Here is a 15,150-nt window from a genome sequence, read left to right on the forward strand (position 1 = left end):
CCTTCCAGTAATTATTCTGAGGCCAGGGCCATTATCTTTTCTTGACTAGCATCTTGTTTGTCTAATATTCCAGTGATGTGTCCGCTGTGCATGACCATAACTCTATCACTCATACCAAGAATTTCAGGTAGCTCAGAGGAAACTAAAATAATGGCTACACCACGGTTCGCCAGTTCACTAATTAAACGATAAATTTCTGATTTTGCCCCAACATCAATACCTCGAGTGGGTTCATCCAGAATAAGTATTTTGGGTTGAGCTAATAACCAGCGTGCTATGAGCACCTTTTGTTGATTACCGCCACTTAAATTATTAATTATTTGATCCATCGTAGGTGTTTTGATGTTTAATTTTTTAATCTGCTCCATGCAGTCTTGAGCCATTTGTCCATGACTGACAAAACCTTTTGTATTAATGTACTCAGAAAGATTTACGATGCTCATATTCTCAACCACAGACAAGACTAAGAATAACCCTGACTTCTTTCGGTCTTCGGTAAGAAAAGCCAATCCTTGTTCAATAGCCTTTGATGGGGAGTCGATATTGACTGGCAGACCATCGATAAAAATTTCACCACTGTCCGCAGGATGCATACCAAATAAGCTTTCCATAACCTCACTACGACCTGCGCCAACCAAACCAGCAACACCCAATATCTCGCCTCGTTTTACGGAAAATGAGATATTGCGAAATAACCCATCTCGCCGTAACTCATTAACTCGCAAAACTTCTTCACCAATATTATTATTAAATTTTGGGAACATATGAGTAAGTTCACGACCGACCATCATGGTGATTAATGATTGTTTTGTCAGGTTTTCCGTTTTATCTGTGGCAACAAACATGCCATCGCGGAAAACACTTACCTCATCAGTAATTTCGAATATTTCATCCATTTTATGGCTGATATAGATAATGCCTTTCCCTTGCTCTTTTAACTCAGTAATAATCGCAAACAGATGAAAAACCTCACCTTCGGTCAGCGCTGATGTCGGTTCATCCATTATTAAAACATCTGCATCATAAGAAACAGCCTTAGCAATCTCTACCATTTGTTGGCTAGCAATATTCAATTCACCAACCAGCATATCTGGTTTCAATTTTATATTTAAATGCTTTAATAAATCCTTGGTTTTGCTGTTGAGCAAATCGTGGTTAACAAAACCATAATGAACGGGCTCTCGCCCCAACCAAATATTTTCTGCCACCGTCATATGCGGGACTAAATTTAGCTCTTGATGAATCATTGCAATACCAGCATGGAGTGCATCTAATGTATCACTGAAGCTAACCGTTTCGCCCTTTACTTTTATTGAGCCTTCATCAGGATGATATATTCCTATCAAACATTTCATCAGGGTCGATTTTCCTGCGCCATTCTCTCCCATTAATGCATGGACACTTCCTGCTTTTATTTTAATGCCCACTTTATTCAATGCCTTGACACCAGGGAATTGCTTACTGATGCCTTCAGCCTCGAGAATGTAAGGATACATATCATCATCTCCTTGGTCATCATAATACGCTCAGTGGGTAAGCGCCGTACTTATCAAAAAAGTGATAACAATAAATACGGCACCACCTATCCATTAAAATATATTTAATGAATATTTGATTTTTCATGTATAAAAATTTGACTTGAAAAGTTAACTTATTTCTGTGTTTTTATAATTAACTATTAGCCAGGGGAAAAGGTTGTTTTCACTTTTTATTTTTATTAGCAAAGTCTTGGTAATTATCTTTAGTGATGAGTTGATAAGGAATCATAACACTGCTTTCAACTTTCTGGCCGGAGGCTAATTTAATCGCAGTTTCTACAGCGCCTTCTCCTTGACCTTTAGCATCTTGGAAAATACTGACATTCAAATCGCCTTTCTTAATAAACTCAAGCGCATCGGGTGTGCCATCAATGCCACCAATTACTACGCCATTTTTCTTCGCTTGTTTTAAGGCTAAAATAGCCCCAATGGCCATTTCATCATTATTTGATGCAATGGCATCTATTTGTTGCCCAGACAAAACCCAATCAGTGGTAACGTCTACCGCTTCTTTGCGGAAAAATTTTGCAGTTTGCTTATCAATGATATGAATATCTGGATACTGAGCTGCAACTTTCTCTACTCCCCGAGTTCTATCACGAGTAGCCTCACTCGAGAGTTCCCCCATCAGGATCATTACGTTACCTTTCCCCCCCATCAGCTTCGCTAATTCCTCCATCTGTAGACGACCTGCAAGCTCAGAATCTGATCCCACATAGGCCATACCAGCTGGTAACGTTATTTCAGGACGGCGATTCACAAAAACCAATGGTATCTTCGCCTGTTCAGCTAATTTGATCATTGGCTTTACACCTTGAGTATCTACCGGATTCAGAATAATGGCATCGACCCCTTGACTGACAAAATTCTCTACCTGCTGAATTTGTTGGGCAATATCCCCTTTTGCATCCTCGAATTGCCCAGTGACATTCCCTTCTTCTTTCATTTTGTTTTGCATAGCCTGACGTAATATTGTCAGGAAGTTATCATCGAAGTAAGCCATGGAAACGCCAATTTTAAGATCTTTAGCATAAGCACCCAATGGCAACAGACAAATAGCGAGTGAGGCGATAATGATTTTTTTCAGCTTCATGAACTATACCCTTCAAAAGTGGAATGCATTAACATCTCAGCGCCTGCTTATTGAAAATATTTTTTTATAACTGCATGACTCGCAGAAGATAAAAATAGTTATTTTAGGCACTTCAATGCACTTCCGTGAATGCAAACGCCCCATTCCCGGCTTGAAATTCACAAATAATCAATATAAAACAATTGGTTAGTTTTTTATTATCTATTCTTCCATCTATCACCTCTTTTTTAAATATTTATTTCATAATTAAGATTATTGAAATTTTTAACACCAAACAACCGAAATGTGTGTTTTGCGCAGAGCAAATAACAAAACTATGACATGGATCTAACAAATGCTGGTAATTTGAACACTATCGAGTAACCAAGCACATGCCTTGGCAATGAGGAAATCTTCTTAGTTGCAGTTTGTGTGGCAGAGGGAAATTGTAACAGGTATAGCGGTGATGCCCACAGTATCTATGTGAGCATCAGTTATAGCAGTCTTGCATGTGAAAAAGTAACCCCAAAGAATTGCATCACTTTGGTTTGTAATGAAAATTACAAAAAACATTCCCTTTTACCGCCAAGGAAATAAATCAACCCATAGCAAATGGCTATCCGCAGTAAGAGGCTGTAATTGCCCTCCCTTAATTGCAGGCAACCACCAACAGCCTTGCGAAGCAGTAAGTTGGTGTGTTTCGGTATGGCAAACAAGCCAGTTTCCCTTCACAACGTAGATCAATCCACTATGGGAAACAGGGAGTTTTTGTGCCGAACTCACCGACGATACCGATGCCTGCCAGCAACCGCGCCGCGTCATAATATTAAAGTCTTGACTACTCCCCCCTAATAAACGCGCATGAATAGGGATATCACCGGGGAAAGCAAACGGCTGCAACGGCTTGGAAAGAGTATGTGCCTCCCAGCCTGGGCTGGATAGTTCAACCCCTTCACCTGATAGCAGCGTAATTGACCGATCGATATCCGAAAACATTGAAAACGGGCCATCCTGTTCGATTGTAGCAATGCTGGCACGCCAGGCAAAATCATCTCCACCAACGGGCCAACATGCTATTTCACGGGTTTCGCCGCCGCCATTTCGCCAACGGCTAACGGGTAAGCTGGCAAAATCAAAAAGGGTAAAGCTCATCAGACCTCCTGTTGACAGGCTTTCAATACCGTCAGAAAATCCTGTGCAGATTGCTGTTGCATTGGATGATATCTATCCACTATTACCGCTTTGCCTGCCACATAAACATCGCGAATTTGCGATTTGCCCCCCGCAAATAACCACCGATTCAACAAAGATGCCGATTTTGTACCAGCAATATAAGGATCATCGCCATCCAATACTAACCAGTCAGCGCGGTAGCCTTCGGTTAACTGACTAATTTTGCTGGCACAAGCCTGTCGTCCTCCCGCTAAAGCTTGGCTATAAAGCAAATCAGCCACGGCAGGATATTGCTCACTCGTCAGACGATTGCGGCGTTGATCACGCAGGCGCTGACCATATTCTAACCAACGTAATTCTTCCACCACATCCAATGAAACATGGCTATCTGAGCCGATACCCCACCGCCCCTGATAATGCAGATAATCGACCCCAGGGAAAATACCATCACCAAGGTTAGCCTCGGTAGTCGGGCATAATCCTGCCACAGCCTGACTTTCTGCCAAACGAACAAGCTCGGATTTATCAAGATGTGTCGCATGAATCAGACACCAGCGGCTGTCGACTGACAAATGGTTATACAACCATGCAACGGGGCGCTGCCCACTCCAATCCAGACAGTCGTTGACCTCCTTTTGCTGCTCAGCAATATGAATATGTACCGGTAATTGATTATCCGAAGCTTGTAGGATCTCCTGCATTTGGCTGAGTTCTACGGCGCGCAAAGAATGAAAACATAAACCTTGGTTTTGTAATGGCTGATTAACCAATTGTTTACTAATAACCTGCTGCTGTTTGAGATAGCTATCGGTGCTCTGAATAAAACGGCGCTGCCCCTGCTGAGCAGGCTGAGCACCAAACCCCGCGTAGCTGTACAATACGGGTAACAATGTCATCCCGATACCCGCCTCTTGCGCGGCCTGACTCAGTTGAGCGGTCATTTCACCTGGGCAATTGTATGGATTACCGTCGGGATCGTGGTGTAAATAATGAAACTCTGCGACTTGCGTATAGCCACCTTTCAGCATCTCGATATACAGTTGACGGGCAATCACACCAACATCTTCCGGTGTTAATTGCTGTACCAGTCGATACATCAGATCTCGCCAAGTCCAGAAGCTATCCTGTGGGTTACCGGCGATTTCGGCTAATCCAGACATCATGCGCTGAAAGGCATGGGAGTGAAGATTCGGCATGCCTGGTACTATTGGGCCGGATAAAACCTGACAACCAGTACCACTGCTGCCGGTCACAATGCGCTGAATATACCCCTGTTCGTCAACAGTAATTTGTACGTTATCTGCCCATCCACTCGGTAAGAAAGCACGCTCGGTAAAATAAACTGGCATAGCGATATCCCAATATTTTGTTCAGAGTCAAACGCGCTAAGCAGCAGCGGCGTCAATTAATTAAACCACTCACTTGTATATACATATACATACGCTAAATTCAACCGTAGACTTAGCATATAAACTTTTTATTTGACGAGGTTAACGCCGTGGCGGAACAACAAAAAGTCTTACAATTAAGTGCCGCAATGGACGATACTCCTGCGCCAATTTATCAACGGGTTAAGTTGGCCATTATCCACCAGATCAGAAGCGAGGTCTGGCAGCCCCATCAACGCGTTCCCTCAGAAAGCGAGCTCGTTGCTGAGCTGGGGGTCAGCCGTATGACCATCAATCGCGCGTTACGTGAATTAACCAATGAAGGTTTCCTTATTCGTATGCAAGGCGTGGGAACTTTTGTTGCTGAAGCAAAAGCGCACAGTGCCTTACTTGAAGTTCATAACATTGCTGACGAGATAACCGCTCGAGGTCATCGCCACAGCAGTAAAATTCTGCAACTAGAAGCTCGCCCGGCAACCCCTGAAGAAGCGGTAGCGTTGGGGATCCTGCCCGGTCAACAGTTGTTCTACTCGCAAATTGTGCATTATGAGAATGACTTCCCTGTTCAAGTCGAAAATCGCTGTGTTAACCCAAGCACGGCCCCCGACTATATGAAGCAGGATTTCAATCACATAACTCCTTACAGCTATCTCACACAAGCCGCGCCTCTGACTGAAGGTGAACATATTGTTGAAGCCGTGATCCCGAGCCAGACTGAGCGACAACTGCTGCAATTGGATGAGCATGAGCCTTGTCTGTTGATTCGCCGAAGAACCTGGTATGGAAAAGTCGTCGTCACTGCGGCGCAATTACTGTATCCAGGCTCACGCTATCAACTCTATGGTCGTTTTACCCCACAAGGCACCGTGACGTCCTGATCAATTTTATTTCTCTGTGAGAACTGCGAAGTGTTACGCAATTGTTTAAATCTCTATCTTGCTGATAGTGACTTTATGCGCTAGGTTGTCCATGATTGTATATACAACTTAATTTCGCTGTGTACTCGCCATCATTAACGCTATAGCAACAAATCAATTTCGGAGCACTGACTTACGCCAGTGATTCAATCAGTGAATAGCGCTGTGGCGTCGGGTATAAAGGGTATAGCTTGAAGGAGTGAGATGGTGTCAGTAATTCACTGTGACAGTTTGTGGTACGGTGCCGATATCGTGACCATGTGTGGAGGGGAATATCATCTGATATCGCAAGGAGCAATAGCGGTCACAGGCGGTAAAATAGTCTGGATTGGGCCACATAAAGAGTTACCAGCACTCCATGCCTCACGTGAGATCGTCTTTCAAGGTGGCCTGATTACCCCTGGTTTAATTGATTGCCATACACATCTCGTCTTTGGCGGTGATCGCAGTGCTGAATTTGAGCAACGCCTTAATGGGGTCAGCTATGCAGAGATTGCCGCTAATGGTGGTGGGATTATCTCGACGGTTAGGGCAACACGGAATACCAGTGAAGAACAATTGCTCGAACAAGCTTTATTTCGGCTGAAACCTCTTCTTGCCGAGGGCGTGACTTGCATAGAGATAAAATCCGGTTATGGCCTTAGTCTTGAAAGTGAAATAAAAATGCTGCGGGTTGCCCGCCGTTTGGGTGAATTACTCCCCATTACAGTTAAAACAACCTGTTTGGCAGCACATGCTTTACCACCTGAGTTTGCCGGCAGAGCAGACGACTACATTGATTTCGTTTGTAATACCGTCATTCCTCGGGTAGCTGAAGAGGGGTTGGCCGATGCCGTTGACGCATTTTGTGAACACCTGGCATTTTCACCGGCACAGGTCGAGCGCATATTCTTGGCCGCCCAGAAAGTCGGTTTGCCGGTCAAACTGCATGCCGAGCAACTGTCGGCACTTGGTGGCAGTACTCTTGCAGCAAAATTTAATGCATTGTCGGCCGATCATCTTGAATATGCCACGAAGTCAGATGTTCAAGCCATGTGCCATGCGGGTACTGTGGCGGTATTGCTACCAGGTGCTTATTACTTGCTACGTGAAACACAATGCCCCCCCATTGAACTGTTTCGCCAGTATGGTGTGCCAATGGCCTTGGCCAGCGATGCCAACCCAGGAACCTCCCCTGCACTCTCTTTGCGTTTGATGCTCAATATGGCTTGCACCTTATTCCGTATGACACCGGAAGAAGCGTTGGCGGGTGTCACATGCTATGCCGCTCAGGCACTTGGTCTGCAAGAGACTCAAGGCACATTGGAAATTGGCAAACTGGCAAATTGGGTCCATTGGCCACTATCCCGCCCGGCCGAATTAGCTTACTGGCTAGGTGGCCAATTATCTGCAACTGTCGTTTTCCAAGGAGAGGTTCGCCCATGAATCTAACTGACCCGTTAAGTTTTCACTCCGGTAAACTGCCTTTATTAATCAGCATTCCTCATGCCGGCACCCGACTAACCCCCGTGGTGGAGGCTGGCCTAACAGCTGCCGCACGCCCTTTATCAGATACTGATTGGCATATTCCTCGTCTCTATGATTTTGCCCGAAATATGGGGGCCAGCTTACTAATAGGTAATTACTCTCGCTTAGTCGTTGACCTTAATCGCCCAGAGGACGATCAACCACTGTATACCACAGCAACAACTGGCTTATTCCCCGAAACGTTGTTCGATGGGCGACCTTGTTTTATCTCAGACAAAACACCGTCGCCGCAGGAGCGTCAATCTTACCTGTTACATATCTGGCGTCCTTATCATCAGCAACTTCAATCCGAATTGGACCGGCTTAAAGCACAGTTTGGCTATGCATTGCTGTTAGATGCACATTCAATTGCATCAGTTATTCCGAGATTATTTGAAGGACAATTACCCGATTTGAATTTTGGTACCAATAGTGGTGTCAGTTGTGACCCATCATTAAGCAAGCAATTAATTGAATGTTGTCAACATCAATCCACCTTCAGCCATATATTGAATGGGCGCTTTAAAGGTGGTCATATAACTCGGGCATATGGTCTGCCCCAGAATCAGCAACACGCCGTGCAACTGGAATTATCCCAGTTAAACTATATGTCTGAAACTGAGCCTTATCACTACCGACCTGAGCGAGCCACGCATTTGCAGCAGTTACTCGAACAGTTAATTCATATCATGTTGTCATGGGGTGAACAGCACTATCAACGCTGAAACGTAACATTCCACTCACTGAGTTTTCAGTCGGTAATAAATGCAAAAAAGGCGGGGTTAATCCCGCCTTTTTAATTCACCTATTTCCGACACAGAAAAGGGTAATAATTACTGCTAAGTTAACTTAGAAACGGTAAGTCAAGTTAACTGCAACAGTATCATCAGTGCCCAGGCCCAGTGGATTGTTGTCTTCATCCAGTAAGTTAATCTGGTAGTCAACATAGGCAAACATGTTTTTGTTAATATAGTAAGTCACACCGATTTCAGCATATTTCAGCAAATCTGCATCGCCAACAACTGCCAGTTCTTTACCTTTAGACTGGACATAAGCGATGGACGGGCGAATGCCATTTTCGAACTGGTATTGAGCGACCAATTCAACGTTCTGGGTTTTATTCGCAATCAGTGCTTTATATGGCGTCATGTTCAGCGTTTCGCCGTACATTGCTGCGATGTAAACTTGGTTTGCATCATATTTCAGTGCAGTAGCCCAAGCCTGAGCTTTATCCCCTGTCGCACTGTCAGCCAATGTTTTTTGGCCTAAGGTCCGATTGGAAGAAGAGTATGCACCCGCAAAGCCGATACCGCTGCCTTCGATGTCTTGGTAATCAACAGACAAACCAAAACCGTCGCCATTAGCCTTCTGGATTGCGCGCTCATTCTTAGTGGTATCTCCATCGTCATTACGACCTTGATACTGAGCTGCAACATTCAAACCTTTAACCAGGCCGAAGAAGTCAGAGTTACGGTAAGTTGCCAAACCAGTAGAACGACCTGTCATGTAGTTGTCGGTATAAGCGATTGAGTCGCCACCGAACTCTGGCAGCATATCGGTATAGGCCAGCGCATCATAAACTACACCATAGTTACGGCCGTAATCGAAAGAGCCAAACTCAGCAAATTTTAGACCAGCAAAACCCAAGCGGGTTTTATTGCCTTTGTCGCCCTGTGATTCTGCATTTTTAGCGGCTACGTTATATTCCCACTGGCCGAAACCGGTCAATTGGCTATTAATCTGTGTCTCACCCTTAAAACCGAAACGCACATAGGTATCGTCAGCGTTATTATGGTTTGAGAAAAGATATTTAGCGGCTACGCGGCCATAAAGATCCAGCTTATTGCCGTCTTTATTATAAATCTCTGCTGCATTTGAAAGAGTAGGAACGATACTCAAGGTGACCGCCAAGGCCAGTAAACTGCGCTTCATCATTAATTTTCCTTTAAATTTTAATAAAACAAACCCATCGGGCTGAATTAAATTTTCAGCCTCATAAAAGTTAGTTTTTAATTTTTTATAGTTACCTGTCTTGTAAAGCGAAGAGACATTAGCATTAAGCACAAAAAGTTAAAACGGTAAACTTGTAGAAACATAGGTATAAACAGGTAATCAATTGTAACAAAATGTGTTTAATGGAACTTTCCGTAACTGATTGATTATATTTATTTTTAGGTGATTATATATAACCAAAATAGTGCATAAGCACCAAAATGGTGCGAAAAAATTTCAGTTTGTTTCTTTTTTGTTCTATTCGGATATCATATTTGTGAAATGGATCGAATATCACAGTTCCAATGCGATTTTTTATATATCTAAAGTAATTAGATGACTATTTAAAGTACAAATAGAGAGTAATGTCATGTCACCTTTGGTGCAATAACATAAAAATTAAACATTAGGGACGTTAATAGGGTTATAGAAAGTATGACTTTGTTTGGTTATTAATTATCGGTATTTTCATTGGAAGTGTATTTTTTATAAAAATCGCAATAAGAAAAACTTTAATTTAATGCATAAAAAATGAACTTCCATAGCTAAAAGCTCATTTCCTATAGGTTAGAAACAATATACCACTTAAAATTTGGCTTAAGTTGTAGTTCTGGTGGTGATATTACCTCAAGTAACTATCTATGGCGGTATTGGTAACACGGCCTTATTTATACCGTTGGTACCTCACTCTTATCCATTCGTACCAACATAATCCCTGCACGTAATCCAAGGGCTACCTGAGGGTTTGGAAACAAGATCCACTCATCTTCATGTTTAACACGGTAATACTCACCGGATTGCTCCGCCAGCAGTGTACCTTGCTTAAAACGAGTAAAATTAACCGTATCATTGTCAACCCACAGTTTAAAATCAGGATGTTGTTTTAGCAGTGATTTCACCACGCGATAAAACACCATTCCTCCTGAGGGTTGTACAGGCAATGGTTCCCCACTAACTAATGAACGTAATCCCCCGACTATATGCGTAAATTCAGCCAACTGATTTTCGCCAAATGGTAGCGCTTTTCCCAACTCAAGCGTACAACTTGCGGCCTGGCAGTGCTCACTACTAAAATGAGCAAAGGTCCCCCCTGCCGAGGTATGCATCACTAATGCATCCAGTTGAATATCTTGTAACCACCGTAGCATTACTGCGCTATAGGGTGTTGTTTGATAAGGCAACAATCCAAATCGAGTATGATGAGATTCACGAATTGCCGTGTGTAAATCGTAATGCTGGCGCGTCAGTTGACTCTCTGCTCGGAAAAACGCCGACACAGCTTGCTCAATAATTTCAACCCGTCGGGTTTCATTACTGGAAGGATAACGCCGGTGCCGCCCGCCAAACATACGGTTGATATCTGCTGAGAGGAAACGTTTGCCGGCGCTTATCGCCGCTGGATTGCCAAATATGACTAACAAACGGACGGCCAGCGTTAATTCACCTGCTAACAAATCTGACACCAATTGATTCAAAATCTCAATCGGGGCCGTTTCATTTCCGTGGATACCGGCAGATAACACCACTGACTGGGTGTAATTGCCAGAAGGTGTCAACATCAGTATCCCGTCATCGAGCCATTGCCACTCGATACTCAGCGTCGCGCCACGGGTCTGTTCTGGCGGATGGCCCGAGAGTGTTATCGCCAGGAAATCTAGCATCATCGTTCCTTCTAATTCTGCTGGAACGGATATACCGAGCCAATATTAAGTATCCGTGTCAATTCATCCAATGCCTGCCGCCCTTCTTGTAATAACTGCGGATCAGCCAAGTCTTTAAATTGCAAATGATCACGATAATGTTGGTCGACCCAATTATTCAGCGTCACAAACAGCGCCGGTGTCATCATTACTCGACTATTAACAGCTTGTAACTCTGTATCGGTCAAGCCAACACGCAAGCGTAAGCAAGCAGGCCCCCCCCCATTACGCATGCTCTCGCGTAAATCGAATACTTTGACACTGTCAATCGGACCACCGCTATTGATTAATTCCGACAGATATCGCCACACGAACGGGTTTTCTTGTGCCTCCTGCGGAATAACCAACAACATTTTACCATCCGGTTTACTCAATAACTGGCTGTTAAACAGATAGCTTGATACTGCATCAGCAACCGACACCTGCGCGTCAGGGACCTCTATACTGATCAACTGTTGTTCAATGCTACCCATTTTACGGCGAATCTCATCCATAGCTTGAATGCCAGGAATGAATGCATGCTGATGATAGAATAACACATTCTGATTGCTGACAGCGATGACATCATTGTGAAAAACCCCTTGGTCGATCACTGCGGGGTTCTGTTGCACAAAAACAGTTCGGTCTGGTGCCAGTTGATGCAGTCGAGCCACTGCTTCGCTGGCCTCTCGCGTTTGGCGAGCAGGGTATCGGCTAGGATTTACTCCGTTTTCCAGTGCGTTGCGGCCATAAACAAAGACCTGAACCGCTGGCAAGCCATATTCTCCCCCCAGACGATTATGATTAGCCGCACCTTCATCACCAAACAATTCCACAGCAGGTAGTGCATCGTGATGAACAAAGTGACGATGGTTATTAAAAACGCCTTTGAGTAAAGCCGACGTGGTTTCGGCCTCAATTGCACGGTGAAATTTGTTATTTAAATTGGCCACAGTAAAATGCACTCGCCCATCCGCGCTATCCGCAGAAGGTGAGACCGTCGCCGCATTCGCCGTCCACATTGATGATGCGGAACTTACCGCAGATAATAGACGTGGAGATTTACGTGCCACTTCACTCAATACTTGTTCATCTGAACCACTAAAGCCCAACTGACGCAAAACGCCTATGGCTGGTCGCTCCTGTGGTGGCAAAATACCTTGTTTATAACCTAAATCGGCTAATGCTTTCATTTTCAGCAACCCCTGCCGCGCAGCCAGGCGAGGGTTGGAAATACTGTTTTGATGCGCAGTAGAGGCTTCATTACCAAATGACAATCCAGCATAGTGATGTGTCAGCCCAACCAATCCATCAAAATTAACCTCATATCCTGCCATCGTATTCTCCATTCATGGCTCAATGGCTATCGGGCAAATCGAAAGAGATACCCGGCGACAATGTTGCTGGTAGCGTCAAACTTTCGCTTTCGAGTGATGCCATTGGCCAGGCACAATAGTCGGCAGCATAGAAGGCACTTGGTCGATGATTACCTGATGCCCCAACCCCGCCAAAGGGTGCAGCACTTGATGCGCCGGTCAACGGTTTGTTCCAGTTAACAATACCGGCTCGGGCTTCCAATAACAGTTGTTCAAATTGTTGCCGGTCCTCAGAAACCAGACCTATCGCCAAACCGAACCTGGTTTGATTAGCAATGTGTAATGCTTGCGTAAAATCGCCATAGCGAATAACGCTGACCAGTGGGCCGAAATACTCTTCGTCAGGGACATTGATACCAGTAATATCAATGATCCCCGGCGTCAGCACTGCACTTTGGCTATCTGGGCGGGTCATGGCTAATAATGGCTTGCCACCTAAATCCAGCAAATGTTGTTGCGCTGCCAGCATTTTTTCTGCTGCTTGTGATGAAATCACCGCTCCCATAAAGGGTGCTGGCTGCATATCCCAGCGCCCGATACGCAGGGCTTTGGCAATAGCGACAAAACGCTGTAAAAATGCATCGCCTTCAGCGCCAGATTTAACCAGTAGACGGCGCGAACAAGTGCAGCGTTGACCGGCTGAGATAAAAGCCGACTGAATAGCAAGATTTACTGCCGCATCACAGTCTGCTATCTGCTCAACAATCAATGCATTATTGCCACCCATTTCCAGTGCCAGGATTTTTTCCGGTTGGCCGGCCAGTTGGCGATGCAAGTGATAACCGGTATGGGCGCTACCGGTAAACAACAAACCATCAATATCATGTTGCGCAGCAAGGGCTTCGCCTGTTTCACGCCCACCTTGTACTAAGTTTAATACCCCGTCAGGCATACCTGCCTGCTGCCACAATTTGACGGTTTCTTCTGCCGTCTTTGGTGTTAGCTCACTGGGTTTAAATACCACCGTGTTACCGGCCAGCAATGCAGGAACGATATGCCCATTAGGGAGATGCCCTGGGAAGTTGTAAGGGCCAAATACTGCTAATACACCATGGGGACGGTGTCGTAACACGGACATACCATCAGCCATCGGTGTTTGGCTACTCCCGGTTCGGCTTTGATAGGCTTGCAACGAGATAGCCACTTTGCCAATCATTGCTTGCACCTCTGTCAGTGTTTCCCAGAGTGGCTTACTGGTTTCCAAACTGATAGTGCAGGCCAGTTGCTGTTTATACTGCTCAAGTAATGCAGCAAAACGCTGTATCACCACGACCCGCTGTTCCAGCGATGTACGCGTCCAAGCAGGGAAAGCCTGCCGTGCCGCACGACAAGCCATTGCGACATCATGGCTGTCTGCGGCGCGCGCCTGCCACAATAATTGCCTATCTATGGGGTCAAGTTTGTCGAAATGCGCGCCGTTACCGGTGCGCCATTCCCCTTGAATAAACAGTGCTGGGTGAGTCATTTTTTAATCTCCGGGGCAAAAAGGCTGACTATCCGAACCGTATCACCGGCTACGACACCCAGCGCTGCCGCATTTTTAGTCGTTAAATGCAGTAGCTCGTCTGAAAGATGAGTAGTAATCAATATTGAGCGAAAATATTGATAGCTGTCATTAGCCACTAAATAGGCAGTGCCACTCGGGTCAATATCGATGTCATCAATAACCACGATTCGCTTACTGCTGTCGCGCACCGCCCGCACTTCATCTGTGTTGGCCTCCAGTGTTGGACCGCCATCAAAGATATCCACATATCCCTGATATTGCAGGCCTTCGGTTTCCAGCACTGCACGTGCGGGAGCCGTATGTGGATGGACCTGCCCGATGACGGCCCGCGCCTCTTCTGCCAGAAAATCCACATATAACGGGTGTTTTGGCATTAATTCAGCAATAAACGCTTTCTGCCCAGTACCACTGAGATAATCAGCTTTAGCAAATTCAATGGCAAAGAAGTGCCGCCCCACATTTTCCCAAAATGGCGAACGCCCCTGTTCATCGGTATAGCCACGCATTTCCGCAATCACTTTGCGGGAGAAATACTGGCGGAATGCGGCAATGAAGAGAAAACGTACTTTTGATAAGAAGGGGCCATTTTTATCTTTACGGTATTCAGGATCGAGAAACAAGGTACAGAGTTCGCTATACCCAGTGTGATCATTGCTTAAAAACAGGGTCGGTACCGATTTGTACACATTGAGTGTTTTGGATGCATGAACCAACGTGCCGACACGGAAGTTATACCAAGGGTCATGCAAACCAACAGCCACCTCAATAGCACTAACGCCCACCACTTTTTCTCGCTCACTGTCTTCCAGAACAAACAAATAGCCCTGTTCACCCGCAGCCAAAGAACCTTGCCAGGTATTTAACGCGCGCTCAATTCGAGCGGCGAGGTGTTCTTCATTTTGTGGCAGTGAAGTCATGCCAACGCCAGTTTTACCTGCCAATTCAAGGATATCGGCCAGATCACGGCGTTCTACCGGGCGAACTATCATCATAGTCAAGGTC

Annotated in this window: 12 protein-coding genes; 3 read left to right on the forward strand and 9 right to left on the reverse strand. The window is 45.1% G+C overall.

Annotated features, from left to right (window positions below; all coding sequences use genetic code 11):
* Positions 1-11: 11 nt before the first annotated feature.
* From A6J66_006850 to A6J66_006865, 4 genes are all read right to left on the reverse strand, one after another.
* The gene (locus A6J66_006850) at positions 12-1,496 is read right to left on the reverse strand and encodes a sugar ABC transporter ATP-binding protein (GenBank protein ID PNM23942.1); all 1,485 of its coding nucleotides are present in this window, start codon (positions 1,494-1,496) and stop codon (positions 12-14) included.
* A gap of 205 nt (positions 1,497-1,701) precedes the next feature.
* On the reverse strand, positions 1,702-2,631 hold the full coding sequence (locus tag A6J66_006855) for a rhizopine-binding protein (protein ID PNM23943.1): 930 nt from the start codon (positions 2,629-2,631) through the stop codon (positions 1,702-1,704).
* Positions 2,632-3,189: 558 nt separating this feature from the next.
* Positions 3,190-3,762, reverse strand: coding sequence for a HutD family protein (locus A6J66_006860; protein PNM23944.1), 573 nt, complete (start codon positions 3,760-3,762; stop codon positions 3,190-3,192).
* Positions 3,762-5,132 (reverse strand): formimidoylglutamate deiminase, encoded by a 1,371-nt coding sequence (locus tag A6J66_006865; protein ID PNM23945.1) that lies wholly within the window; start codon positions 5,130-5,132, stop codon positions 3,762-3,764. Before A6J66_006865 ends, A6J66_006860 begins: the two co-directional genes overlap by 1 nt.
* Before the next feature lie 149 nt (positions 5,133-5,281).
* On the opposite strand from A6J66_006865, the gene hutC reads away from it, so the two are divergent.
* The 3 genes from hutC (at position 5,282) to hutG (ending at position 8,319) form a co-directional block, all read left to right on the forward strand.
* Positions 5,282-6,049, forward strand: coding sequence for a histidine utilization repressor (gene hutC / locus A6J66_006870; protein PNM23946.1), 768 nt, complete (start codon positions 5,282-5,284; stop codon positions 6,047-6,049).
* Between the two features lie 243 nt (positions 6,050-6,292).
* Positions 6,293-7,513 carry an imidazolonepropionase gene (locus tag A6J66_006875; protein PNM23947.1) on the forward strand — a complete coding sequence of 407 codons (1,221 nt, stop codon included), beginning with the start codon at positions 6,293-6,295 and terminating at the stop codon, positions 7,511-7,513.
* Positions 7,510-8,319 (forward strand): N-formylglutamate deformylase, encoded by an 810-nt coding sequence (hutG, locus tag A6J66_006880; protein ID PNM23948.1) that lies wholly within the window; start codon positions 7,510-7,512, stop codon positions 8,317-8,319. The genes A6J66_006875 and hutG overlap by 4 nt, the downstream gene beginning before the upstream one ends.
* A 124-nt stretch (positions 8,320-8,443) precedes the next feature.
* Here the strand turns inward: hutG and A6J66_006885 are convergent, their stop codons facing one another.
* The 5 genes from A6J66_006885 to A6J66_006905 form a co-directional block, all read right to left on the reverse strand.
* A complete protein-coding gene (locus A6J66_006885) occupies positions 8,444-9,529 on the reverse strand; it encodes a phosphoporin PhoE (protein PNM23949.1) in 1,086 nt (361 codons plus the stop codon).
* 725 nt (positions 9,530-10,254) lie between these two features.
* Positions 10,255-11,247, reverse strand: coding sequence for a succinylglutamate desuccinylase (gene astE / locus A6J66_006890; GenBank protein PNM23950.1), 993 nt, complete (start codon positions 11,245-11,247; stop codon positions 10,255-10,257).
* Between the two features lie 11 nt (positions 11,248-11,258).
* The gene (astB, locus tag A6J66_006895) at positions 11,259-12,602 is read right to left on the reverse strand and encodes an N-succinylarginine dihydrolase (GenBank protein PNM23951.1); all 1,344 of its coding nucleotides are present in this window, start codon (positions 12,600-12,602) and stop codon (positions 11,259-11,261) included.
* 19 nt (positions 12,603-12,621) lie between these two features.
* On the reverse strand, positions 12,622-14,106 hold the full coding sequence (gene astD / locus A6J66_006900) for a succinylglutamate-semialdehyde dehydrogenase (protein PNM23952.1): 1,485 nt from the start codon (positions 14,104-14,106) through the stop codon (positions 12,622-12,624).
* Positions 14,103-15,140 carry an arginine N-succinyltransferase gene (locus tag A6J66_006905; protein PNM23953.1) on the reverse strand — a complete coding sequence of 346 codons (1,038 nt, stop codon included), beginning with the start codon at positions 15,138-15,140 and terminating at the stop codon, positions 14,103-14,105. The genes astD and A6J66_006905 overlap by 4 nt, the downstream gene beginning before the upstream one ends.
* Positions 15,141-15,150 lie beyond the last annotated feature (10 nt).

Origin of the sequence: Yersinia enterocolitica (assembly GCA_002082245.2) — a bacterium.
Lineage (GTDB): Bacteria > Pseudomonadota > Gammaproteobacteria > Enterobacterales > Enterobacteriaceae > Yersinia > Yersinia enterocolitica_E.

What these genes read in the sequence shown, in the direction of transcription:
- A6J66_006905 (PNM23953.1), bottom strand. Translation starts at nt 15,140, where the DNA reads ATGATGATAGTTCGCCCGGTAGAACGCCGTGATCTGGCCGATATCCTT.
- hutG (PNM23948.1), top strand. Translation starts at nt 7,510, where the DNA reads ATGAATCTAACTGACCCGTTAAGTTTTCACTCCGGTAAACTGCCTTTA.
- A6J66_006865 (PNM23945.1), bottom strand. Translation starts at nt 5,132, where the DNA reads ATGCCAGTTTATTTTACCGAGCGTGCTTTCTTACCGAGTGGATGGGCA.
- astD (PNM23952.1), bottom strand. Translation starts at nt 14,106, where the DNA reads ATGACTCACCCAGCACTGTTTATTCAAGGGGAATGGCGCACCGGTAAC.
- astB (PNM23951.1), bottom strand. Translation starts at nt 12,602, where the DNA reads ATGGCAGGATATGAGGTTAATTTTGATGGATTGGTTGGGCTGACACAT.
- A6J66_006855 (PNM23943.1), bottom strand. Translation starts at nt 2,631, where the DNA reads ATGAAGCTGAAAAAAATCATTATCGCCTCACTCGCTATTTGTCTGTTG.
- A6J66_006850 (PNM23942.1), bottom strand. Translation starts at nt 1,496, where the DNA reads ATGTATCCTTACATTCTCGAGGCTGAAGGCATCAGTAAGCAATTCCCT.
- A6J66_006860 (PNM23944.1), bottom strand. Translation starts at nt 3,762, where the DNA reads ATGAGCTTTACCCTTTTTGATTTTGCCAGCTTACCCGTTAGCCGTTGG.
- astE (PNM23950.1), bottom strand. Translation starts at nt 11,247, where the DNA reads ATGCTAGATTTCCTGGCGATAACACTCTCGGGCCATCCGCCAGAACAG.
- A6J66_006885 (PNM23949.1), bottom strand. Translation starts at nt 9,529, where the DNA reads ATGATGAAGCGCAGTTTACTGGCCTTGGCGGTCACCTTGAGTATCGTT.
- A6J66_006875 (PNM23947.1), top strand. Translation starts at nt 6,293, where the DNA reads ATGGTGTCAGTAATTCACTGTGACAGTTTGTGGTACGGTGCCGATATC.